Annotated in this window: 25 protein-coding genes; all 25 read right to left on the bottom strand. The window is 40.0% G+C overall.

Annotated elements, in window-relative coordinates; translation table 11 throughout:
- Positions 1–252: 252 nt before the first annotated feature.
- Positions 253–1,371, bottom strand: coding sequence for a flagellar biosynthesis protein FlhB (flhB, locus tag K6G87_RS13770; protein WP_296838446.1), 1,119 nt, complete (start codon positions 1,369–1,371; stop codon positions 253–255).
- The gene (locus tag K6G87_RS13765; RefSeq protein WP_296838445.1) at positions 1,355–2,137 is read right to left on the bottom strand and encodes a flagellar biosynthetic protein FliR; all 783 of its coding nucleotides are present in this window, start codon (positions 2,135–2,137) and stop codon (positions 1,355–1,357) included. The genes flhB and K6G87_RS13765 overlap by 17 nt, the downstream gene beginning before the upstream one ends.
- A 62-nt stretch (positions 2,138–2,199) precedes the next feature.
- Positions 2,200–2,469, bottom strand: coding sequence for a flagellar biosynthesis protein FliQ (gene fliQ, locus K6G87_RS13760; RefSeq protein ID WP_296838442.1), 270 nt, complete (start codon positions 2,467–2,469; stop codon positions 2,200–2,202).
- 75 nt (positions 2,470–2,544) lie between these two features.
- On the bottom strand, positions 2,545–3,486 hold the full coding sequence (fliP, locus tag K6G87_RS13755; protein WP_296838440.1) for a flagellar type III secretion system pore protein FliP: 942 nt from the start codon (positions 3,484–3,486) through the stop codon (positions 2,545–2,547).
- A gap of 67 nt (positions 3,487–3,553) precedes the next feature.
- Positions 3,554–3,895 carry a flagellar biosynthetic protein FliO gene (locus K6G87_RS13750; RefSeq protein WP_296838439.1) on the bottom strand — a complete coding sequence of 114 codons (342 nt, stop codon included), beginning with the start codon at positions 3,893–3,895 and terminating at the stop codon, positions 3,554–3,556.
- A 1-nt stretch (position 3,896) separates the two neighbouring features.
- Positions 3,897–4,259, bottom strand: a complete 363-nt coding sequence (locus K6G87_RS13745) for a response regulator (RefSeq protein ID WP_296838438.1) — start codon at positions 4,257–4,259, stop codon at positions 3,897–3,899.
- A gap of 104 nt (positions 4,260–4,363) precedes the next feature.
- On the bottom strand, positions 4,364–5,572 hold the full coding sequence (gene fliY, locus K6G87_RS13740) for a flagellar motor switch phosphatase FliY (protein ID WP_296838435.1): 1,209 nt from the start codon (positions 5,570–5,572) through the stop codon (positions 4,364–4,366).
- A gap of 3 nt (positions 5,573–5,575) precedes the next feature.
- The gene (gene fliM, locus K6G87_RS13735) at positions 5,576–6,556 is read right to left on the bottom strand and encodes a flagellar motor switch protein FliM (protein WP_296838434.1); all 981 of its coding nucleotides are present in this window, start codon (positions 6,554–6,556) and stop codon (positions 5,576–5,578) included.
- A 27-nt stretch (positions 6,557–6,583) separates the two neighbouring features.
- Entirely contained in the window at positions 6,584–7,123 is a 540-nt protein-coding gene (locus K6G87_RS13730) for a flagellar basal body-associated FliL family protein (protein ID WP_296838432.1), read from the bottom strand.
- Positions 7,124–7,232: 109 nt separating this feature from the next.
- On the bottom strand, positions 7,233–8,126 hold the full coding sequence (locus K6G87_RS13725) for a flagellar motor protein MotB (RefSeq protein ID WP_296838431.1): 894 nt from the start codon (positions 8,124–8,126) through the stop codon (positions 7,233–7,235).
- A 2-nt stretch (positions 8,127–8,128) separates the two neighbouring features.
- On the bottom strand, positions 8,129–8,923 hold the full coding sequence (locus tag K6G87_RS13720) for a motility protein A (protein ID WP_296838428.1): 795 nt from the start codon (positions 8,921–8,923) through the stop codon (positions 8,129–8,131).
- Between the two features lie 363 nt (positions 8,924–9,286).
- On the bottom strand, positions 9,287–12,202 hold the full coding sequence (locus tag K6G87_RS13715) for a flagellar hook-basal body complex protein (RefSeq protein ID WP_296838427.1): 2,916 nt from the start codon (positions 12,200–12,202) through the stop codon (positions 9,287–9,289).
- Between the two features lie 209 nt (positions 12,203–12,411).
- Positions 12,412–12,825 carry a TIGR02530 family flagellar biosynthesis protein gene (locus K6G87_RS13710; protein ID WP_296838426.1) on the bottom strand — a complete coding sequence of 138 codons (414 nt, stop codon included), beginning with the start codon at positions 12,823–12,825 and terminating at the stop codon, positions 12,412–12,414.
- 194 nt (positions 12,826–13,019) lie between these two features.
- A complete protein-coding gene (locus K6G87_RS13705; RefSeq protein ID WP_296838422.1) occupies positions 13,020–13,730 on the bottom strand; it encodes a flagellar hook capping FlgD N-terminal domain-containing protein in 711 nt (236 codons plus the stop codon).
- Positions 13,731–13,782: 52 nt separating this feature from the next.
- The gene (locus K6G87_RS13700; protein WP_296838421.1) at positions 13,783–15,372 is read right to left on the bottom strand and encodes a flagellar hook-length control protein FliK; all 1,590 of its coding nucleotides are present in this window, start codon (positions 15,370–15,372) and stop codon (positions 13,783–13,785) included.
- Between the two features lie 108 nt (positions 15,373–15,480).
- Positions 15,481–16,401 (bottom strand): magnesium transporter MgtE N-terminal domain-containing protein, encoded by a 921-nt coding sequence (locus tag K6G87_RS13695; RefSeq protein ID WP_296838419.1) that lies wholly within the window; start codon positions 16,399–16,401, stop codon positions 15,481–15,483.
- A gap of 79 nt (positions 16,402–16,480) precedes the next feature.
- Complete coding sequence (gene fliJ / locus K6G87_RS13690) at positions 16,481–16,939, bottom strand: flagellar export protein FliJ (RefSeq protein ID WP_296838417.1); 459 nt, start codon at positions 16,937–16,939, stop codon at positions 16,481–16,483.
- A gap of 53 nt (positions 16,940–16,992) precedes the next feature.
- Positions 16,993–18,363 carry a flagellar protein export ATPase FliI gene (gene fliI, locus K6G87_RS13685; protein ID WP_296838414.1) on the bottom strand — a complete coding sequence of 457 codons (1,371 nt, stop codon included), beginning with the start codon at positions 18,361–18,363 and terminating at the stop codon, positions 16,993–16,995.
- Positions 18,364–18,470: 107 nt separating this feature from the next.
- Positions 18,471–19,442: a type III secretion system stator protein SctL gene (gene sctL / locus K6G87_RS13680; RefSeq protein WP_296838412.1), complete on the bottom strand. Its 972-nt coding sequence runs from the start codon at positions 19,440–19,442 to the stop codon at positions 18,471–18,473.
- Positions 19,435–20,466 carry a flagellar motor switch protein FliG gene (gene fliG / locus K6G87_RS13675; RefSeq protein ID WP_296838485.1) on the bottom strand — a complete coding sequence of 344 codons (1,032 nt, stop codon included), beginning with the start codon at positions 20,464–20,466 and terminating at the stop codon, positions 19,435–19,437. The genes sctL and fliG overlap by 8 nt, the downstream gene beginning before the upstream one ends.
- 145 nt (positions 20,467–20,611) lie before the next feature.
- Positions 20,612–22,240 carry a flagellar basal-body MS-ring/collar protein FliF gene (gene fliF, locus K6G87_RS13670; protein WP_296838410.1) on the bottom strand — a complete coding sequence of 543 codons (1,629 nt, stop codon included), beginning with the start codon at positions 22,238–22,240 and terminating at the stop codon, positions 20,612–20,614.
- Between the two features lie 332 nt (positions 22,241–22,572).
- The gene (gene fliE, locus K6G87_RS13665) at positions 22,573–22,905 is read right to left on the bottom strand and encodes a flagellar hook-basal body complex protein FliE (RefSeq protein WP_296838408.1); all 333 of its coding nucleotides are present in this window, start codon (positions 22,903–22,905) and stop codon (positions 22,573–22,575) included.
- Between the two features lie 137 nt (positions 22,906–23,042).
- Positions 23,043–23,492 (bottom strand): flagellar basal body rod protein FlgC, encoded by a 450-nt coding sequence (flgC, locus tag K6G87_RS13660; protein WP_296838406.1) that lies wholly within the window; start codon positions 23,490–23,492, stop codon positions 23,043–23,045.
- A 32-nt stretch (positions 23,493–23,524) separates the two neighbouring features.
- A complete protein-coding gene (gene flgB, locus K6G87_RS13655; RefSeq protein ID WP_296838405.1) occupies positions 23,525–23,923 on the bottom strand; it encodes a flagellar basal body rod protein FlgB in 399 nt (132 codons plus the stop codon).
- Positions 23,924–24,449: 526 nt separating this feature from the next.
- On the bottom strand, positions 24,450–24,965 hold a 516-nt coding region (gene codY, locus K6G87_RS13650), incomplete at its 5' end, for a GTP-sensing pleiotropic transcriptional regulator CodY (RefSeq protein ID WP_296838402.1).

Raw genomic sequence — 24,965 nt, 5'->3', positions numbered from 1 at the left:
TCAATCCTTCTATAACGGCCAAAGCCGGATATTTACTACAAGAGAGTATAGTTTACCCGTAAAGTTTTATTACTCTTTGTATCATAGAATGATCGAAAAATGTACTAACCCTAACACCTTAATGATATTTTATCAAAAAAATACCGCAATTTCATCATTTTTTATAAAAAATATGTCGGTTTTTTGATTATTTTTGACTAAATGACCCTATAACGAACACCTCTGCTGTAAAAAACAAAACCTCTCTATAGATCAGATCTTGCCCTGAAGCTTATATACATATGCAAGAACCTCTGCTACAGCTTTATAAAGCTCAGGAGGTATGAATTCACCAATTTCGACATTGGCGTAAAGCATTCTTGCAAGAGGCTTATCTTCTACGATCTCTATATGATTCTCTTTAGCTGCATCCTTAATCCTTTGAGCCATAAAGTCAGCACCCTTGGCTATAACTTTAGGAGCAGGATCCTCGTCCTGATTGTAGATAAGTGCTACAGCATAGTGCGTAGGGTTTGTGATAACAACGTCCGCTTTAGGAAGTTCCTGCATCATACGGCGCTGGGAAGCTTCTCTCATCTTCTGTTTCTGTTTGGACTTAATCTGAGGATCACCTTCAGTATCCTTATATTCATCTTTAACTTCCTGCTTAGTCATCTTCATGTCTTCACGAAACTTATGCTTCTGATATATGAAATCTATTGCCGCTATCAGTATATAAACCGCAGAACATCTGATCCCGACATCGATTATAATATCGCCCATAAGAGCAATCCCCTGTTTAAGAGGCATATCATATAAAAGAAAAAGAGACTCCTGCCTGCCCGTAAGCGTCATAACTACGACAATAGAAATAAGACCTATCTTCAAAAGAGACTTTAAAAGATTAAAAAGAGACTGAACTGAAAAAATACGCTTAATACCGCTCAAAGGATTGAGCTTATTGAATTTAGGCTTCATGGGTTCAGTAGTTATCTTAAAACCAAACTGAGCGATATTACAGATAAAAGCAAGGGCAAAGCCTGCAAGAAGATATGGCAGTACTGCCAAAAGTACTATAAGTAATATTTTAACAAAAAGGGAATAAATAGTAGATGAAGGAATATAGCCATCCACCATGACTATAGTATCCGGAATATTCTCATAAGTATCTCTAAAAAGAAATACAAAATATTCTCCAAGATATTCTTTATAAACATTAAGGATTATAAAAAACGCAAAAAGATCCGCAGCCACAGTTATTTCCTGACTCTTAGCCACCTGACCTTTTTTTCTTGCATCATTTAATCTTTTACCGGTTGCCTCTTCAGTCTTCTCACCGCCAGGGCCTTCCTTGGCGAAGAACTGAAGATCATACCTAAGGCGCAATTCCATACGCAAACTCCTGGAGTAATATTTTCATCTGATCAAAGATAAATTCTGAAGCAACTGACATAAGCGAACTTGTAATAAACAAAATCCCAAGTCCAACAAGTATCTTAAGCTGCATACCTACAGCAAACATATTAAGCTGAGGAGAAACCTTTGCAAGTATACCAAGAACAATATTCATGGTAAAAGATACTATAAAAACAGGAAGTGTTATCCTAAATCCTATAACCATATAGTCCTTCATAAATTCAAGCATTGCCTGAAGAAGGAAATGTGTCTGGAACATGGCTCCATTTACAGGAATAAGAGTAAATGAATCTGCCAGGGCTTTGATAAGATATCTGTACATCCCGCTTATAATAAGCATTACCATAAGCATCTGCTGATATAATGCACCCGTTATAGTTACATTGATATTAGTTGAAGGGTCCATGATAGATACCATGGAAAGACCTGTCATCATATCGATGATCTGACCTGCAAAAGCTCCGATCTGCATGCAGATAAGCGAAGAAAAGCCAAGTATGATTCCTGTAGCAAGCTCTCTTAAAACTATGAACGCATAGCCGTATACAGTTGAATAAGAAAGAGCCGCCCTTGGAGCCACATCGAACATTACCATAGCCAGAAACAAGGAAAATCCGACCTTATACCTTCTCGGGATTCCTTTTACAGAGAAAAAGGGCGCAACAAATACAAAGGCAGATATTCTCACCAGTATCAGAAGAAAATATTCAAGATCTCCATAGGTAAAAGATATATCAATCATTGTATTAGCCCTCAGAACCCTTTTGATCCTTCATATTCCCGATACAAGGTGTAAACTTCAGATCAGTGAATATAAAGTGAAAAATCCGACCAGAGCTTAGTCATAAAATCAGAAATCTGCGTCCCCATATAGTTGCCAAGAAGAATAAGACATAAAAATGCAACCAAAAGCTTTGGTACAAAGGTAAGTGTCTGTTCCTGAATTGAAGTGACAGTCTGGAAAATAGAGATCACAAGACCCATTACAAGAGAAGCAAGGAGCATAGGTCCTCCAACCTTTATTACCAGAAACAGTGCATCTCTTATTATCTGATTAACAACACCGGCATCCATAAAGAGGACCTCCTTTCGCAGCTTCTTTTACTAAAAATCACCTGAAATTTATATTTAACACTTATTATACATTTGCTAATAAAAAGTCTTAACAAGACTTCCAATAATAAGATTCCAGCCATCTGCAAGAACGAATAAAAGAATCTTAAACGGCATGGATATAGTCGTAGGCGGCAGCATCATCATACCCATTGACATAAGTACTGATGCAACAACCATATCAATTACAATAAACGGAATATAGATAAGGAATCCTATGATGAATCCTGTCCTTAGTTCACTTATCATAAATGAAGGAACAAGAACTGTTGTAGGAATATCATCCAGGGTTCCATCCCACTCATCACCGCTTATCTCCATGAACATAACAACGTCCTTGCGCTGAGTCTGAGGATACATGAACTCTCTTATAGGAACCATTGCCTTGTCCAAGAGCTCCTGCTGGGTTATCTCGCCGTTATTAAACGGAACGTAAGCCTCGTTGTATACACGAAGTATAGTGGGCTGCATGATATAAAAGGTCAGAAACAAAGCCAGACCTATCATTACCATGTTAGGAGGGGCTGTCTGAGTATTAAGTGCTGTTCGGGTAAAGTGAAGAACCAGGATGATCCTCGTAAATGAGGTCATCATAATGATAATAGAAGGTGCAAGCGCTATAAGAGTAAGTGTAATGAAAATACGCAGTGCACCATTAATGTCACCATTACCATTGTCATAAGTAACAGTAACATAGTTGGCTATATTAAGTTCCGAAAGGTCTTCTGCCGTTTCGGCGCTACCGGGGTCCGTAATATTGGTACGCTCATCATCCGTACCAGTAAGATGGTAATCCGGTTCTACAGTTGGGTCAGTATCCGTGGTGTCGTCAACATAAACTGTTCCGGCCTCGGTCGCAGTTGATACCAAAGGAATTGCAAAAGAAAGAAAGGCCACCATAACCGCGGATGCCGCAGTGCTGATGACAGCTCTTAGAAGCAACCGGCGTATGCTGTCCTTTCCCTTAGGATTTTTCATATTCCGCTTGATCCCCCGCATTAGGCTAAATTAAGAAATCAAAACCCGGTTATGGGTTTTAATTCTGTTAGCGCTGCAAACCCTGTTTAATTTTATCCATGATATCTTTAAATGAATTCGCTGAAGAAGGCTCAGATGCTACAGCTTTCACGTCCTCGGATGAAAGCTCACAGAGCTTTTCTACGGAATCCTTGCTCACAGCTATTGCCACATACTTAGTGCCAATACGTATTATCTGTACGTATTGGCTCTGACTAAGGCGCATGACTTCAACAGATTCAATGTTGGTATTAGCAGAACTGTTTTTCTGATACCCAGCAATAAATCTGGTTGTGATATATGTAAGCGCCAGAATAACTATGAATAAAAATATCACAGTCAAAAACTGAGCTATCGCTGTAACGTCCAAATTATCCTATAACCTTCTTTACAGCCTCGAGAACACGGTCTGCCTGGAAAGGTTTAACGATAAAGTCACGAGCGCCTGACTGTATAGCTTCAACAACCATGGCCTGCTGACCCATTGCTGAACACATAATAACTATAGCTTTAGGATCACCTTCCTTAATTTTCTTTAAAGCCTGGATTCCATCCATTTCAGGCATAGTGATATCCATAAGCACAAGATCCGGATGAAGCTCGTTGTATTTTTCTACGGCTTTTGCTCCATTCTCTGCTTCGCCTGCGACATTGTAGCCATTTTTCGTAAGAATATCCTTGATCATCATTCTCATAAATGCTGCGTCATCACAAACTAACACATTTTTTGCCATCGCTCATTCTCCATTTCTTTACGTAATCTTAGTTGTCTGTTAATAAGTTATGAAATGCTAATCGCAATCTGCGTAAAATATATCGGACAGATATGCGGATTACTTTACTTAATAATTTCAGTTACTCTGACACCAAAACTTTCGTCGATTACTACTACTTCTCCCTTGGCTACGTACTTGCCATTTACAAGTACATCTACAGGTTCACCTGCTACCTTATCAAGTTCTATGATCGTCCCGGGTGCAAAATCAAGAATGTCGGAAATCGGCTTGTGCGTACGCCCAAGCTCTACAGTTACTTCAAGAGGAACATCTTTGATAAGTGTGATATTCTCTCCACCTGCTATGAGCTGGCCATCAGGACTGAAGTTCTGGAATGATGCCGGCTGAACATTCATATTCTGCATTGGCATCATCTGCGGCTGCATCATCATCTGCGGCTGCATCATTGGCTGTTGCTGCATCATTGGCTGCTGCATCATCGGCTGTTGCTGCATCTGTGACTGGTCCATAGCCGGCATTCCGGCATCCATCGAAGGTGCAGGCTGCTCTGGTGCAGGAGCAGGTTCTTGAGGTGGAGGAAGTTGATCCTCTTTAGTGCTTGTAATAAAAGTATCATACAAACTCTTCGCAAAGTCAACAGGATACAATTGCATGATTGAAGAATCTACAAGATCACCAATCTGCATCTTAAATGTGATCCTTACAAATGTTCCGCGAAGAAATTCTGCTATTTCACCGGGATCAGTATCCATAGCCGCAAGGAGCGTAGCCTGAGGCGGCGAAATATCAACTTTTTGATCGATCATTGATGAGAGAGCTGTCGCAGCAGCACCCATCATCTGGTTCATTGCTTCAGAGATAGCAGAAAGCTGAAGTTCTCCTATCTCACCATCCTGAATATTGGTACCATCGCCGCCCATCATAAGATCAGTGATGACCATAACATCATGTTCTTTGAGGATCATGATGTTACTACCGTCAAGACCTATCGTGTATTTGATCTGAACAAATACACAAGGTCTTTCGTAATCTGCCATCAAGGTATCCCAGTTACAAAGCGTAACTCTGGGCGTTGTGATATTAACCTTCTGATTTACGAGTGAGAAAAGAGTTGTCGCAGAAGAACCCATACTGATATTGGCTACTTCACCTACCGCGTCTTTCTCAACATCTGTAAGAAGGGATTCATCAATTTCACTGCTCATAGCACCACCACCGCCAGATGCAGAATCGCCGGAATCTGCACCGCCAGATGTATCCATTCCTTCCAGGAGGGCATTAATTTCATCCTGAGAGAGTGTTCCGTCCATCTTTTATTCCTCCTCTCTTATCACCGACGTAACCCTTACCGCGTACTTCTTATCCGATGTTCCAGGAAGCGCTGTGAATTTATCAATATCTCCCACATATACATGCATTTCCTGTGTCACCTTAGAATCAAGCCTTATAATATCTCCAAGCTGCAGCTGTACGAAATCGCTGACAGATACCTGGCACTTTCCAAGTACAGCTTTGACAGGAACCTCGATCCTCCTGACAAGAGATTCAAGAAATTCCGAATCGTTCTCTTCGTTATGCCTTTGCATACTCGAGAACCAGTACTTGGTATTGAGTCTGTCCATTACACTTTCGAGTGTAAAGAATGGAAGACAGAAGTTCATAAGTCCTTCTACATCACCTATCTTCATATTAAGTGTGACGATAGCGATCATATCTGTAGGTGATATGACCTGGGCAAACTGAGGATTGGTCTCAATTCTGTCAAGAATAGGATCAATGTTTACAACATTTTCCCAAGGTTCTACCATCTGCTGAACACATATTGTGACCATCTTCTCTATAAGAGGCATCTCTATGTCGGTAAAAGGTCTTGGCTTATCAAGAGCTGTTCCTTCACCGCCCAGCATTCTGTCTATAAAAGCAAAGCCAATATTAGACTGAACTTCTACTATTATCTGTCCCTGAAGAGGATTGAGGTTTACTATTCCAAGTATTACAGGGTTGGAAAGAGCATTGGAAAACTCTGAGAACGTAACTGTTTCGGAGTTTTCTACAGTGATCTGAACATTTTTTCTAAGATAAAGGGGCATAGTCGTAGCAAGAAGTCTGCCATAATGCTCAAATATGATCTCAAGTGTCCTTAGATGCTCTTTAGAGAACTTCGCCGGGCGTCTGAAATCATAGTCCTTGACCTTTTTCTCATCGGCCTTGGACATCTCTTCGACATCAAGCTCACCTGTTGACAGCGCCGCCAGTAGGTTATCTATCTCATTTTGGCTTAAGACATCACTCATACTTCCTTCTCTCCCATAGGCCCTTGATTACATCTTAACAGGCAAGAATGAACTGAAGCTTATGTCATAGATAAAAGCAGATCCGAAATAATCCTGAACCTTTTCGAGGATCTCTTTCTCGATAGCTGCCTGATTTTCAGCTACATTGTCGTAATTGTAAGGAGATACAACCTCATTGACAATTGATTTGATCTTAGAGGTAGCACCTGATAAGCTGTCACTTGATCCAAGTGTTGCATAATCAGAATTTACAGTATCCATTGAAATATTAAGTGAGCACTGCAAAATAGCTGACTGACCGCTTTCTGTCTTGGCAAGTGATATCTGAATGTCGGTTATTTCATAGTTGGCAGTTTCTGCAGCAGTTATATCCGAAGCCTGCCTTGCAAATCCTGAACTTGTACCCGAACCGCCTCCTGCCTCAAGTTCAAGTGCAGATGCTATATCAGATATTACGGTAGCTGTCTTTTGGTTGGTCTGCATGACAGACAGCATTACTATTCCTGTAAGAACCGTATTGATAACAAGAAGAGCCAGAATGATAATAGCCAGCATGTTCCTTTTCATAAACTTCCTCCTGGTAGGCCTTATGCTTTTATCAAAATCATCAAAGCCGTTTTAGTCTCTGCTACAAATGCTGTATATTTATAAAATATAAATTATTCTTATACTATGATCAGTACTGCGCACTGAGAGGGTTATAGATCCTTATCTCAACACGTCTGTTCTTAGCTCTGCCTTCAGCTGTAGTATTATCAGCTACCGGCTGATATTCTCCTCTTCCTGAGTGCTTGATGTTAGCAGGATCCAGATCCGTCACATCAAGAATATAATAGAAAACAGATAGTGCACGAGCATCTGAAAGCTCATCATTATTAGCAAACTGTGAATTGCTGATCGGCACGTTATCTGTATGACCTTCAATTTCAATAGTTCCGCCGGCATAGCTTTCAAGTACTGCGCCAACCTTGTTAAGGACAGGATAAGCACTTTCCTGAACCTGCGAACTACCAGAAGCAAATAGTAATGAACCACTTATAGTCAGCTGAACATACTGGCTCGTATAATTCAGGATTACATCTGATATAACTTCCTCTTCTGTAAGCTCTGCAAGTTCTTCCTCAGACATGCCCTCCTGAAGGGCCTCGGTGACCTCTTTGGCAAGTTCTTCGGATGCTTCAAGCTGCGCTGCTTCAAGAGTTGCTTCTGCTTCAGATACATCAGATGAAGCTCCTTCAGAAGTCTCCTCTCCTGATGTTGAATCTGTGATATCTTCAGCCTCTCCCGAAGAAGATGCGCCCATAGAAGTAGTATATGCAGAAAGTGAGCTAAGCTGAGATACGCCATCACCCACAAGTGCGCCATCACCAAGTGCATTCTGACCACCTGAGAAAAGACCAAAAGCCGCACTAAAAGATGCTGCAACTTCCTCGTACTTTGCTGCATCCAAAGTTGACATCGAGAAAAGAAGCACGAAGAAACACAGAAGCAGATTCATAAGATCGCCAAAGGTTCCCTGCCAGGCAGGACATCCTTTTTTAGGCGGGGCTTCTTTTTTTGCTTTAGCCATTACTACTCACCTCCGCCACCGTTAGCTGCGTCGTAAGCTTCTCTTTCAGCAGGATTCATAAATGCCTTAAGCTTTTCTTCGGTTACTCTGGGGTTTTCACCTGCCTGTATGGACAGGATACCCTCTATCATTACGCCTTTATATGTAAGCTCCTGATCATTATCGAATTTGAGTTTTTCTGCAACAGGGAAACAAATCCAGTTAGCGATCGCCGATCCGTAGAATGTTGTGATAAGGGCAACCGCCATATTAGGTCCAAGTGAAGATGCATCTGACATGTTATTAAGCATGTTAACAAGTCCTATAAGAGTACCGATCATACCCCAGGAAGGACCCTGGCTGGCCCAGTCCTCGAAGAACTTGATATTAACTTTATGTCTTGCATCTATTGAGTCAATTTCCGCTTCAAGGATCGCTCTTACAAGCTCCGGCTCAGTACCATCTGCAGTAAGCAAAAGTCCCTTTTTAAGAAGAGGATCTTCAATACCATTAGCTGCTTCTTCAAGAGCCAGAAGTCCTTCTTTTCTTGCGGTATTAGACAGATCAACAATCTGTTTGACAAGTCCTGACATATCAAAACTTGGCATTTTTATAACAATTCCAACTGTTTTAAGAGCTGTTATAGCACCGGGAATCGTATTGGTACCAAATGTTGCAAGCAGAGAACCACCGATTGTGATAACAACCGACGGTATGTCAATGTAACTTGGAATTGTCTGAAGACCACCGGCTGTAGCAATTCCTATTAGAATAATAAGTACGCCGCCACCAAGCGCTGCTAATGTAGCTATATCCACGTTAAATCTCCTTTGTTCACGACATTAAGAATGAGAAGACAACAATAGATAGACATTGGTTCGTGCAAACATTTTGTGATTTTTGTATTTTATAAAAAATATTATATCACGAAATATTGTACTTGTCTGTCAATTTTATACTAAAGATACAAATTTTTTTGCAATTTTTGGTAAAAATTGTTAGATAAAACCAGTTATGTCAACCACAGATGCTGATCCTAAAATTCCTGATACAGGCTTGGGAGAAAAAATGCCTTAGACACTCTTTCTCCCTATGCCATTCGTTTTATTACTATTTGAATATTTTTATATAACCATATGTATTTGATACAGTTACTAATGGTTAATAGCTATAAGCCTTTATCATCTCTTCAGATTTGTAAGCTCTTCAAGAAGTGTATCTGAAACTGTGATGATACGTGAGTTAGCCTGGAAACCACGCTGTGCTGTGATCATGTTGGTGAACTCATTGGAAAGGTCTACATTACTCATTTCAAGAACACCGGTTGAAATGGATCCACCGCCAACTGTAATATCAGCAACTACAGGATCTCCTGAGTTAAGTGTTGCTGTATAGAGGTTATTACCAGCCTTCTCAAGACCTGATGCATTAGCAAAGGTTGCAGATGCTATCTGTGCAAGAAGAAGTGTCTGACCATTTGAATAGGAAGCTGATATCTTACCATCCTTGGAAATGGATATACCTGTCATCTTACCCATCATACGTCCAGTATTGTTACCTGCAAGATCTCCCTTTGATGCCTGAAGTGTAGATGTTCCTGATGAGTTATAGTTAGTAGTTGTAGACAGATCAAGATATACATCTGTCCATGGGTTAACTGAATCATCCATATCAGGGTTAAAGTTAAGGATTATCTTGTCAGTAGTTATGTCAGTATAAGTAATACCATTCTCAGTGGTATCAGCCTGCTTGAAGGTTGCTCCTGTATATGCGCCTGTAGCATGATCATAATTAAGAGTCATCTCGTTGCGGTTGTATTCTGTTGCTACAGTTTCATATGAATTATCTGTGATCGTAAGTGTTGCATTACCACTACTATCAACTTCTATAGTATAGGTATCATAAGGTTCACTTGTGTCATAGTCAGAACTTGATATTCCAAATGCGTTCTTAACTGTAGATGAAAGCTCTGTCATCTGGCCTTCAGTATCAAGTGTTTCTGAAGAAGTAAGAGATACAGTAACTGTAGTACCTGATGTAGAAGCCGAATAACCCGAATCAGTATCAAGTGTATAAGTAGTATCTTTATATGTAGTAATCGAAAGGCCACTTGATGATATTACATATGTTGATTCACTATAATCAGAATCAGACTCATAATCGTCAACACTGGTAAGTCCAAAAGCTGCCAAAATTGCTGATGCATTTGTATCACTTTCCAGATCTTCAAGATCACCTGTTGAATCAATTGTATATGTTTTTACATTTGTACTATCTGTATATGTAACTGTTGATGAACCTACATTAGCAGAAACATTAGTGGAATCCTGTAATTTAGTTGTTACAGTATGCGCAATACTTATCGTTACTGTACCATCATCACTTTCTGTTATCGTATATGTATCATCTTCATCATAATCATCTGATGATATACCAAATGCCGCAGCAATATCATCAGTCATTGTACCTGAAGCTTCAACGTCCTCGTAAGTATTTGTACCATCAGTTATAGTTTCTTCAGAACTATCATAAGTATAGCCACTTTGAAGCGTTCCTGTAACTGTACTTGTTACAGTAATTCCATTTGATGAAATAACATATGTATCAGATGAGCTTGTATCAGCCGTAAGACCATAATAACCAAGTACTGTTTCTGTTTCTGAAAGCTTAGAATAATTACCACTTACAGAAGCTGTAGCTGTAGTAGCTGTTCCATATGTTATTGTAGCAGTTCCACTTGTTACACTAACTGTATAGTCACTTTTTGTTGATGCAGTTGTTGAAGATGGAACTGTAAGAATAACTGTACTTCCATCAGTTGTATGATATGTAGTTGATGATGAAAGCCCAGTAGGAATGCTATAGGCAGTTTTAAGCGCTGAAGCTATAGCTGTATATTTACCGCCATCACTATCTGAGGTAAGTGTTCCTGTTGTAGTTGTATATGAAACTGTTGCTGTAGTGCCATTTACTGTTACAGCATATGATGTTGTAGTTGTATCATCTACTACGCTTTTTGTAGTAGTTGTAGATGTTGTGCTTATATGAGAAATAGTAAGATTTCCAAGTTCATCCATTGTATAAGTATCTTCATCAAAGAATGTTTCATCATCAATGGTTATCTTATAAAGATCATATAATACACCAGCATCATCAAGGTCAGATAATGATCCGCTTGTAGGTACTCCTGAGTAAAGAACTGTATCCGTAGTCGTTGTGTCACTGTCAGAATATGAAAAATCTGCTGTTCCCTTTGATGCTGAATAACTTGATACATAATATCCTGCAGCAAGAACGCCAGGAACCTGAGTTGTAACACCTGCCTGAGTATCATTTCCAAGATGAACCATTGCAAGCTGCTCAGCTCCTACTGAATTTCCGTCAGAATCCATGATGTCAGTAAGAGTCATGGTATAGGTATTAAGCTCATCATCAACGTCCTTAATAGTGAATTCTGCAGTATAGAGATAACCAAGATTATCATAGAATTCAAGGGCGATTGTCTTACCTGCTGATGAAGTAATATTAGAATCCTTGGCGTCAATATTACCGCTTATAACAGCCTGTGATGTTCCTTCAGGAGGGAATGTATTGGTCTCATCGCTCATGATCTGAAGACTTGAAAGGCCGCCATTTGTATTTATTGAAGTTACGCCGGTATCTTCATCTGTAACTGCCATCCATCCCATGACATAGTAACCGTCTGACTGAGTTGCAAGATTACCTTGTCCATCAACATAGAATGAACCATCACGTGTATATACATTCTGAGTTCCATCATTTACGATAAAGAAAGCATTTCCGGATATCATAAGATCGTATGGGTTATTGGTCGTCTGTGTTGCGCCCTGAGTTTCAATAGCTGTTGCTATAGCTGCAGACTGGGCACCAAGACCTATCTGACGGGCATTAACACCACCGGTTGTCTCGGTAGCGCCGGATGCATTCTGAGTTGTCTGATACATAAGATCTGAGAAGCTGATGTTCTGAGATTTAAAAGATGTGGTGTTAACATTAGCGATATTGTTACCAATAACGTCCATTTTGGTCTGATGAGTCTTTAAGCCTGCAACACCTGAGTACATTGATCTTAACATAGATAAAACCTCCTACTAAACGATGCCATAATGTTTTACTAAGATCGCCGGATAAGTAACTGCACTTATATAAAAGTACCTTTATAGATCTGATCTTTTAACATTTAATAACGGGCATCTGCAGGAGCAGAATATATATTTAAAATCCTTCTGTCAGTCGGGATTTTATAGACCTCTTTGTAGAAAAATCTTTTTTCTTAAGTCCGGCCTTATGCTATTACTGCTCCGTCTATATTTGTAAATACTTTGCTATCACTGCTGTCTTCCTGGTTCATTGCTGTAACTACCGTATTGTTAGGTACGTTTACGATGAAAGCCAGAGAATCGACAAGTATAAGTGATTCGCTGATTCCTTTCTCTCCTGCCTGTATCTTTCCCTGATTCAGGCGTTCAAGTTGTTCACTTGATATTTCAATATTTCTGTCGCTGAGCCTTGCTGCTGCATGTTTTGAGAATTTAAGCGGCTCACTATTTCGGGCCTGTTCCTGAGCTTTGTCCAGTATAGATGAAAAAGATTCTTGAGCTTCTTTAACCCCTGATACCGGTTTTGTAATCTTTTCTTTATTCAGGTACTGACCCTGAACTTGATCTATGGAAAGAAAGGATGGATTAAAGCTATTCATTTGTTAATCTTCTCCTTTCATATCCGGAGATTAAAGTTTTTATGCTTTAATCTCCTGTTACCAAAATCATTAATTCTAAACCTTGATCTTTAAAACTTAATCTTTGTTCTTTAAAATTTGATCTTTAAAGCTTGTTCGTTAAGTTTTGATCTTTAAAGCTTGATTGTTAAGTTTTGATCTTTATGTCTTACTCTTTAAGTTTCTTCTACTTCAGTAGTACTTGTAGTATCCGTACTTTCCTCTGATGTCTGTGATGCCTTCTCGACAAGTTCTGCATACTTAAGAGCATACTGTGAAATCTTTGAAAGCTCTGTTGTTGTAAAGTAAGATGATACATCTCCTGATATAGATTCATAAGCGCTTAGCATCTTTTCAAGATTACTCTGATCAGAATAAAGTGTTACATAATCAACACCTGGAAGCTCTTCAAGAAGTTCATTTACCGTATCGACGAGCTTTGTATCACTGTAGTATGTGCTGTCAACAACTGCTGTTACGTCATCAAGACTGTATTTACTACCGTTTACGCTTACATATGCATCACCATTTGAATATGATACATAATCTACTACGCCTTCAACGACTGAGGTTGTCTCACCCGTTGATTCATCTACTTCAGTTATCTGAACCGTCTTACCAACCATATCAGATGCCCTGTTAAGCGCCATATTCTGAGCCATATTCTGCATCTGCTCAACCTGTGTGAACTGAGCGTACTGAGAAATATATTCTGTATTAGATGTGGGCTCCAGTGGATCCTGATATTTCATCTGCGCACACAGAAGCTGCATGAACTGCTCTTTGTATTCGCCAAGCTTGTCATTTGAAGTAGTTTCGGTAGTTTCAGAAGCAGCTTTTCCGTTATTTACGATTACACCATCTTTTACTATTGCATCTACTGCCATTTTGTCACCTCATTCCAGACTCGTCATAAGCAAACTTATAAGTTCATATTATTTAAGCTGTATAATCAACAGTCTGTCCGTTTGCTGCCATCATCTCGGCTGCGAGTCTTGTTTCTTCGTCGAGCTCCAAGGTACCCTCCTGCAATAGGTCCGGATCACCAAGGTTTATTCTCCTTATTCTGCTCTGACGTTTTTCTTCCTGTTCTGAAGCATTCTCCTGATTACCTTTTTCAAGATTTTGTTCAAATGCATGTGCATCAACTGCTACTTCAACAGCATTTACTTTAATTCCCTGCTCATCAAGCTTTTGCTGAAGCTGCATTAGCTGTGTCTGAAGTACTGTCTTGGCTTCTTCTGTAGATGCTGTGAATTTAGCGCTTACGCCGCCGTCCTGTGCCTGCTCTATCATGACTTTGACTGTTCCAAGACTTGCGGGATGAAGCTGTATCTCCATCGATGTTGTATCCGCTTTGACGTTAACTTTCATGTATTCGGTTATCTGGTTTATAACGTCAGAAGGATCAGCTGCTGTATGCTGGGGTCTTGCCGCTTCATTTACTGCTTCATTAAATGCACTCTTTAAGTCATTGACCATCTGCTGATAAGGATTCATTTCAGGAGTCTTTATTTCTTCATTTTGTGAAAAAAGATTTTGTCCTTCGCCCTTAAAATCCTGTCCTTGTCCATCACTCTTTCCCTCATGCCTGCCTTCCTGCACCTGTTCATTTGAAGGATTATTTTTTTGTTCAAACTCGATCTTGATCTTGTCTTCCAAGGACTGCTTATCCAAAGCTTTAGGATCTTTTAATACTGTCTCTTCCTTAAGCGGATTGTCTTTTTGCTCAAGTTCCTTCAGGGTTTCAAGCATCTTGTCTACTTCATGCGGCGAAGTGTCGTAATCTGAAGCTATGTCCTCGATCATATCACGTGCACTTTTTAAAAGTTCCTGTAATGAAGATGTAAGATCTTCATCCATCAGTATCTCTGCCACATCATCAACGCCGGTGACTTCCATTACCACTTGTGTCAGATTTTCAGGATTAAAAAGATCTGTAACTGTCATTCCAAGTGATGCTAATATTTCCAATACTTCTTCATCTGTTACATCAAGTTCATCGGCGATCTGTGAAACCAGCTCATTACCTGCTTCTTCCAAATCTTCACTGATCTCATCTACCTTGCTTTCAAGATCACTTACCTTGTTATCTCCACTTGTATCTGTTGTTTTAAACTTGCTGTCGATCTTTTCAGGTTCATCTTTAGGATTGTTGTTAGCTGAATCTTTTATGCTGCCTTTGTTATCCTGTAGCTTTGGCCGTTCATTAGTGTTCACATTTCTTTGTGAGTTGTCCTGTCCGGTATTTTGTAGTGTACTTTCTGTCTTAAATGTCTGGTTCGAATCTGCTATGTTCGATAACCTTGCGTTTTCAATGACACTGCCAAAATCACCGCCATTTGTCGACTGCACTTTACTTACTACCCTTGTAGCTGTAACCGCCACCTGTGGCATCAGCGCCAGTGCTCCGACATCGCCCATAGTGTTTCCTGGCATGTACTGGCACTCCTTTCCTGCTGCATCTGTGACGTCCTTGTCATGGGATCCTGCATTTAGAACTAAATATAGAAGCGCTTCCCTGCGCATATATTAACTGTCATCACATATATCGGAGTATATTGCAAAACCCATAACCTTTTCTGATAAAAAATAAAAAGCTCCCACTGCAAAATTCATTCGCAGTGGGAACCATGTTTAGCTTGTGCCGCTATTATCTGAAAGTTCAGGAAGTCCTTCAGGCTCTAAGAGTTCCGTGACTTTTTCTGCCACATCCGTGTCGAGTTTGGCCATTATCTTACCTCTGTCATCACTACCCATTTGCTTTAAGATTCTTGCAACAAGCGTTATGTTGGACATGTTGTTGAAGATCTCAGCAGCTTCCTTAGGTTTCATAGCAGAGAAGGTTGCAGCATATACTTCAACTTCCTCATCTGAAACTTCATTGGCAGCGACCTCTTCATATATCTTAGCTGCTTCTTCAGGATCTATCATCGCATAATAAGAAGCATAGGCGCTTGCATCAGGAGCATTGTCATTGTAGATTATATCGTTATAGAACTGTTCCTTTTCCTGCTGAAGCTCAGCCTGTTCAGCTTCGAATGGCTCAAGCCTCTCAACTTCAGCATTTAAAACATCAATAGTTGCTGAAAGTGAGGCATTTCTTGCAAGCTGCTCTGAAAGCTCCCTTTCAAGAGAAGCGACATATTCAGAATTATCTGATACAGTTTCTGTCACTTCTTCACTTTCACTTTCAGTTTTTACCGTAGCTCCCGGAAGAAGGTTTTGGATATATGGAATATCCTTAAGCGCAGGCGTCAGCGTATCACCAAGCCCGAATATATTGAACTTGATCATGATCGCCATAAGAAGGAGCCAGACAAGTATTATAAGAAGGATCAGAAGAAAAGATCCAAGGCCGCCATGTACATCTCCTGTAAGCTCTGCCTCTGCTTCCTCCATCTCTCTTGCACGAAGTCTTGCTTCCTTGGCAGCCGCCTTTTGATCAGTACGCAGCTGTTTCCTGTCTGCTTTAAGTTGTTTCATTGCCTCTTTAGGGTCATCCGGCAATGTGTATGCTGGTCTTTCGGGTTCTTGTTCTTTTTTCTTAGTAGCCATAAAATCCCTCTTTTATTCTTATAGCTCTGTTAGATGCTATATCTAAACATATCCGGTTAACAATTCAACTAATATAACTTTATTGCCTGTTCTGGTTTATACGCTGGCCGTATGTAAAGCTGGTCCTTTGATCGCTTTCCTTAAACTCAGCGTCTTTTTCCTCCTGAATATATTCCTGGAAAGCCCTGTCGCGAAGAGTTTCCTGCATCTTACGTTCCTGCATATCTTTGGAGAGTTTTAACCTTGCTTCGTCTACAACCTTTTCAGCTTTCTCAACATTTACTTTCTGATCTTCTATCTGCGCCTTTACATTTTCTACGGCATTGCCATTAAAGAGAATCTCGTTTACATTAAGCTTACTTTTTTGAAGTTCCTCGCCTTCTCTTAGATAATCCTCAAGACGTTTTTTCAAAAGATCTAGCTTATCAAGCTCTTCATTGAGATGCATCTGGGCAGTTCCAAACTCCATCTTGGACTGATTTTCAGTTTTGATCTTTAAATTGAGGACACTCTGCATCCTATATACAAACTTAGCCAATAGCGCCTCCTGATCATTTCTTTGCTTTACTCAAGTACACTTAGGCTTAGAAGTTATTTCTTGGGTTCATCAGGAAAAAGTTCTTCAAGCTGCTCAATTATTTCCTCAAAGGTGAACTTCTCTTCCGTTGATTGAAGTAAAAAGGCATTGACCGCATCTATTTTATCAATAGCATAATCAATATTTTTGTTGGCACCTTTCCTGTAAGCACCTATATTAATCAGGTCTTCAGCATCATTATAGGTTGCCATGACATTCTTGAATCGTCCTGCAGAGCGCTTCTGCTCAGGAGATGCTATAGCAGACATACATCTGGAGATACTCTGAAGTACATCAATCGCCGGATAATGATTCTTCTGCGCAAGCTTTCTGTTAAGTACTATATGTCCGTCAAGAATAGATCTGGCCGTATCAGTAATAGGCTCATTAAAATCATCACCATCTACAAGAACTGTATAAAGCCCTGTTATAGAGCCTTTTGAAGATCTTCCTGCACGCTCTAAGAGCTTTGGCATTTCTGCATATACGGACGGCGGATAACCTCTTGATACAGGCGGCTCACCGCTTGCAAGACCTATTTCTCTTTGTGCCATTGAAAAACGTGTCAGTGAATCCATCATAAGAAGCACATCTTTACCCTGGTCCCTGAAATATTCAGCTATGGATGTAGCTGTTTTTGCAGCCTTGACTCTTTCAAGAGCAGGCTTATCAGATGTTGCAACTATAACTACAGACCTTTGAACACCTTCTTCTCCAAGGTCTCTTTCTATGAATTCTCGAACCTCTCTTCCTCGCTCTCCTATAAGTGCTATTACATTTATATCGGCTTTAGTATTACGGGCAAACATACCAAGAAGAGTAGATTTTCCGACACCGGAACCTGCAAATATTCCAATACGCTGTCCCTTTCCTACTGTAAGAAGTCCGTCAACTGCCTTGACTCCAAGAGGAAGAACGTCTGATATCGGGTCTCTGGACATGGGATCCGGAGGCTGATTCTCAACAGAATACGAAATACCGTTTTCAAGAACATGTCCCTGGCCATAGCTTGTTCCATCAATCCTTCCAAGTCCGTCCAGAGTCTGCCCAAGAAGGCCGTCTCCAACATTTACTCTAAGGGGCGACTCAGTATTTTCCACAATCGATCCGCTTCCTATGCCACTTGTATTCTCATAGGGCATGAGCTGGACTCTTCCATTTGCAAAGCCTACAACTTCCGCCATAGTAGGCTTTCCTGAATATTTAACAGGTGACTCATCACCTTTTTGCTTAGGATATATGTAACAAATATCGCCCATCTTCGCATCGGGTCCCGCAGACTCGATTGTAAGACCGACGATATTTATGACCTTTCCTCTTGTTCTGTAAAAGGTCTGAGTCTCAAGTTTCTTGTATCTGCTATAATCTATAAGTCCACTCGCCATAAGTCATCTCCAACAGACCGGATCATTATTACAAGATCATTATTACAAGATTATCATTGCAGGATTATTACAGGATATAATTGCAGCCAGAACCGATATATGCATAATTATCTTCTGTCAAAAGATAATAATTTAATCTTTCTTCCAAGTTCTTCCAGTTCTACACCAACGCTGCAGTCAAAGATGCCACCATCTGTTTCGATAATACACTCATTTTCCTTAAGTGTAGGATCTTCTACAAGTTCAAGCGCCGTATCAGGACTTACGACATTTTGCATCAGCTGATCCTTGGCATCTGTTATCATGTCATAATCATCCGGTGATATGTGTATAAGAAGACTTCCGCTTGATTCAATTCTTGATAGTGATGTCTGTAAAAGGTGAAGAATTATCTCTTTATCATCCTTAAAGGATACGTTAAAAACATGCTCATAGATTCTTGTCAGTGTATCTACCATTTCAGGCTCTATTGACTGAACCATGCGCTCGTACCTTGTATCAAGCTCTTTTTCTTTTTTCTTGATAGTCTTTTGAACCTTGTCTTCGGACTTACTAAGGCCTTCCTGATAACCTTCATCATAGCCTTGCCTGTGACCTTCATCTCTTGCCTCATTGATGATCTGCTCAGCCTGGGCTCTTGCATCCGCAACTATCTGATTGGCCTGGATCTGGGCATCATCAAGGATCTGATCAACATCCTTTTGAACACTGGCAGGAATAGCGCCAGGGTCATTATAACCTGCGCCTCCCTGCATCTGATTCATAGAAGCCTGATCCTGCATCATTCCTTCATTTGTGTCAAAATCAGACAAACTCATCTCAGAGGGCATGCCATCCATGCCCTCCTGATCTTCCATAAGTCTGTCAAGCTGTTCTGCATCCAGTCCTTCGTTGAACTGAGGCTCATACATTTCGTCTGCGCTGTTTTCTTCCTGCATCTGGGCATTCAGTCTGGCACGACGCCTCATTTCCTCTTCATAAGATTCCTGGATCTTCAGATCTGATAGCTCATTATTATCGATCACTCTTGTATCTTCACTATCAAGAGTAACCCACATGCCTTTTACAAGATTAGACAACTATCTCATCACCTCCGCCTCTGGAGATTACAATTTCGCCAGAATCCTCAAGTTTTCTGATAATGTTAACGATCTTCTGCTGTGCTTCTTCAACATCCTTCATACGAACAGGTCCCATAAAGTCCATATCTTCCTTGATCATGACAGCAAGACGCTTTGAAAGGTTGTTGAATATTGCAGTCTGAACCTGTTCATTAGCACCCTTACAAGCAAGGGACAGATCAGAGTTATCAACATCTCGAAGAACTCTCTGAATGGAACGATCATCCAGCATAAGGATATCTTCGAATACGAACATCTTCTTACGGATTTCATCAGCAAGCTCGGGCTCTTCGATTTCCAGAGTCTCCATGATATGCTTTTCTGTCTGACGATCAACTGTATTGAGGATCTCAACAACAGCATCGACACCGCCGATGATAGTGTAATCCTGGTTAACAAGCGATGAAAGCTTGGTCTCCAGTACTTTTTCGACATCTTTAATAGTATCAGGACTTGTTCTATCCATAGTAGCTATCCTCTTGGCTACATCAGCCTGTCTGTCAGGTGTAAGAGCGCCCAGGATCTGAGAGCTTTGTGCAGGAGACATATAGGACAAAATAAGTGCTATAGTCTGGGGATGCTCATCCTGTATAAACGTAAGTATCTGTGAAGGATCCGTCTTTCTGATAAATTCAAAAGGCTTAACCTGCAGGGAAGCTGTCAACTTACTGATAACATCCATAGCCTTGTCTTCACCAAGGGCTTTTTCAAGAAGTTCCTTAGCATATGTGATACCGCCTTCAGCAATGTACTGCTGGGCAAGACATACGCCATAGAAATCATTGATAACAGCCTCTTTGATCTCAGAACTTACAGACCTTGTATTTGCAATTTCAAGAGTGAGCTCCTCAATCTCCTCTTCCTTCAGGTATTTAAAAATAAGCGACGACTTCTCAGGCCCAAGTGCAATAAGAAGAATTGCTGCCTTTTGCGTTCCTGTCAGATTCTCTGTTAGATTCACCGCCGGTGGTGGTCCAGACATTACTTCATCTTCTTCAGCCATAAGTATTCTCCCATTATTTTTTGTCAAAAAATATTTATGTTACAGACTTCGCACATGTAACCAAGTCCCTTCCCTAGCAATTTGATTACCATAGGCAGTTAATAAATGTTTTCATGCCATTACATCAAGCATAATCATCATTTAGCCAGTTACGAAGAAGGTTTGCAGCTGCTTCAGGATTCTGCTCGACGAATTCTTCGATAAGATGCTTGGTTTCAGATCCCTCATCCATTTCGATATTCTCAAGAGCTTCTGCTTCTTCGGGCTGTGATTCAAGAAGCTGTTCAACCGAAAGTTCTTCAGGCTCATCTTCAACCTCTTCCTGACGCTCAGAGCGAAGGCTTCTGATAATAACGAATGCAAGAAGAGCGAGTATCACAAGGATCAGGATTATCTGAAGGAGGTCTGTAAGACTTACATTAAATCCTTCGCTGTCAAAATATACGTTCTGTTCAAAAAGTCCTACTGTGATATTTTCAGTATCAATACCCGTTGCATTGGCTACAAGATTCTGAAGTCTTGCAAGAGTAGCTGCATCTATTGTCTCTGTGACATCTACTGGAGAAGTGTTTGCAAGCTTATATTCATTCCAGGTCATACCATCATGATCTTCTGCCTTATAGTCATCTTCGTTCATGACTACGTAATTAATAGCTGATACAGAAACTGATGAATTTTCATAATCAATTGATCCAGGTGGAGTATTTGTAGTAGTGATCCTCTCATTTGGAAGATAATTGAACTCTTCTTCCGATACTGACTGTGAGTAATTCTCGGTATCCTCTGTTACATAAGTTGTATCATCGTTAGTATCTGTTCCGGGAACTCCGGTTTCTCCGCCACTTGATTCTGATGAATACGTCCTTTGTGAACTGAGAACACCTTGAGAACCGCCATCTACAGGTGTATAGGTATGAACGGTATCATCTATTGTAGAAAAATCCATTGCAAGATTAGTTCCAACTTCAACATTGTCATAGAGATTGGTTCCGAGTATTACACTTCTTACAGCTCCTCTTACAGACGCTTCAGCTTTTTGCTTAAGTGTAAGCTGTGAAGATGCAATACCGATGCTTGTCTGATCCTCACCTGCATAAAGCATGTTTCCAAGGCTGTCTATGATAACAATTCCTTCTGTATTCTCATTACCAAGGGCCGCAGCTATGATCTTGGCTATAAAAGCCGCATTGTCTTCCGTAAAATTCTCAGGGTCCTCTAATTCCACAAGAATACTTGCAGTGGATGATTCCTGAGAAGCAAGAAGCGTTCCATCGTCTTCAGGCACATGAAGAGTAACTCTTGCCCAGTTTATGGTCTCGATGGATGCCAGATCTTTCTCAAGCTTTTTTTCCATATAGGTTACATATTTCTTCTGCTTGTCAGATTCTGTGGTGGTAAAGCTTGAATCAGTAACATTATCAATTGTATAGTCGTCAGCCTGAACTCCGTTAGCAGCAAGAAGAAGTCTCGCATTCTGCTGGTCCGCTTCACGAACCCTGAATACAAGAGCATCTTCTGACAACTGATAATTTACAGAATTTTCCTCAAGAAGATCTCTTATCTCTGCAGCCTGAGCAGTATCATCCGCCGTGACAAGTATCACGTATTTAGGCTGCGAGAAGACCATTATAAGAATTGCAAGTGTGACAAGCGCGCCAGCACTTACAGCAACAATCATCGTCTTTTGCTTGGTGGTAAAACGGTTCCACCACTCTTTGATCCTGTCGAGAATAGCTTTCAATCTTTCCTGCATACTTACCTCCCCTCTGAGTATAGAGATAAAAAGTTCTGCAAAAAGATTCTTTGTCCCAAAAGTAAACCACTTATAGTCTACGCATATACTAGTTCAATACGTACTTCTGCAATTTACATAAGAATCCTTACTTTTTATCCTATTGTATGCACAGGCTCCCATAAGCCGTGAATTGTAATTTTATAAATATCCGGTGTAGTCTGAATGTATTAGAACTGTCTTTGTAAATATCCTGTGTAGTCTGAATATTTTAGAACTGTCTTTGTAAATATCCTATGTAGTCTGAATGTACTAGAACTGTCTTTGTAAATATCCAGTGTAGTCAGATTGTATTAGAACTGCATCTGCATAAGCTGGTTGTAAGCTGTTAGGACTCTGTCCCTTATAGCAACAGTATATTGAAGTGCTGTCTGAGCCTTGTTTAGTGCTATCGTCAGATCATGAGTATTATCAGACTGGCCAAGCGCCCACTCTATCTCTGCATTTTCAGCATCAGAAAGATAAGCATTGGTAGTATTGATGTTATCAATTGTGGAAGATAGTATTTTAGAAAAAGTATTACGTTCGTCGACTTTGCCCACCGGGTTCGTAACATTACTCGTTGCCTTTTCGGCATTCCTTATCGCACCCGAAGAAACATTGGTAAGAGTAGAAATATCAGCCATCAGCCCTCTCCTTTTTGGGAAAAAACAGCCTTTTCCCATGCACTGCCCCGAACAATAGTTTTTTTTACCCGAAATAAAACCCGATCAAAAATGCCGCGACATTCTTGATAAAACTTTGCATCAAAGCTAAAAGCTTATCAGCCTCCCTGTCCCATTGTAAGTCCCATCTGTGCAATCTGCTTGCTCGCATTAAAAGCTGTAGCATTAGCCTGGTAAGCATTACTTGCGTCGATAAGATTAGTCATCTCTGTAACTATATTTACGTTAGGATATGTAACATATCCGTCTTCGTCTGCATCAGGATGAGAAGGATCATACACGATGTTCATCTGAGTCTTCGTATCTTCCTGAACAGTAGTGACTTTAACACCCTTACCCGAGTAGTTATCAAGTCTTTGATTAAGGATTTTTGAAAAAGGAGTCTGCGTACCTTTTTCAGAAAAAGTTACAACCTTACGCACATAAGGATCGCCGTCTTCATCACGAGTCGTGTTTGCATTGGCTATATTCTCAGAGATAATATCCATACGGAACCTCTGAGCTGTAAGACCTGATCCATTGATATCAAACGATGTAAATAAACTCATATCTTATTCCTTTCTGTCCTGATGACCAGAAATTATGATGAAGATCTCATTGCTGTTGAAAGGTTCTGGAATTCTGATGTAAGACTTGCTATAACGCCCTGATACTTGAGCTGATTGGATACAAGTTCAATGTTCTCCTGCTCAATATCTACATTGTTCTCATCAAGTCTGTAAGAATAATTGATACTGTCTTTATAAGTCCTGCCTTTTAGCTCACTTCCTCGAAGATTTTCAACCTTTTCATCAAGTGATTTATATTTCATATAGCCAAGAGCACGTCTTAGCTCATTTTCAAAATCTATATCTTCTCTTTTATAACCGGGAGTTGTTGCATTGGCAATATTATTGGCTATGATCTCATTTCTGGTCCATGCCGCATCTGCCGTAGCATCAAGAACATTTATATAATCGAAAGCGTTGGAATTAATCATGCTTACCCCTTTTACTCCGCTTATTCTGCGGCCTAAAAACGATTAAACCTGCAACATACCGCTATTGCTTATCAGTTTGCGTTTCTCCCATCCGTGGACAATTTAGAGTAAAAAAATATCTGATTATTCAATATTTATGATAAAGGTTTTATCTGTAAATTGCAAGTAATGTTGACGTATTTGCGACAATATTAGCCATTTAAAAAGGATCTATCACCGTCAAACAGCGATAAATCCTTAATTCTTTGATGTACTATAAACCGGTCTTATTAAATTTAATTCCGGTAAGATTTACGCTGTTACCTATATTTCGGTATTAATCAGCGTAAAGTTTAGCTTTTGCATATTGCCTGATGTATTTTAAGTTAAATTCCTGCAGAATAATGTTTGAGTATTTTACATTAGCTGCTACATTTTAATTCGAATTCCTGCAGAATAATGTTTAAGTATTTTACATTACCTGCTACATTTTAATTCGAATTCTTGCAATGTGAAGTCTTGATATTTCACTTTATCAAGGCTCAATTTATTTAGACTCTTTTTTTAGTTTTTTGACTTCATCAAATACAACGTCATTAAGAACTTTTATATAAGTTCCTTTCATTCCAGAACTTCTGGATTCTATAACACCTGCGCTTTCAAATTTACGAAGTGCATTCACAATAACAGAGCGTGTTATGCCATCTCTATCCGCAATCTTGCTGGCAACAAGAACCCCCTCCATACCATTAAGCTCATCAAATATATGAACAATAGCTTCCATTTCTGAAAAAGATAACGTACTTATCGCAGACTTAACAACCGCAATCTTACGATTCTCTTCTGCGCTCTCTTCATTAACCGCACGAAGCATTTCAAGACCTACGACTGTAGTTCCATACTCACACAGGATAATATCATCTATTTCGTATGTCTCTGCCATCTTGTATATGAACAATGTTCCGAGTCTCTCACCAGCAATATCAATAGGTGTAATGATTGCCTGATAGCGATCAGACTCTTCTGAATCAAATCCAAGAGTTGTCAGATTGACATTCTCCTT

The sequence above is a fragment of the Butyrivibrio sp. genome (assembly GCF_024699075.1).
This window is presented reverse-complemented; position numbering and strand designations above follow the sequence as displayed.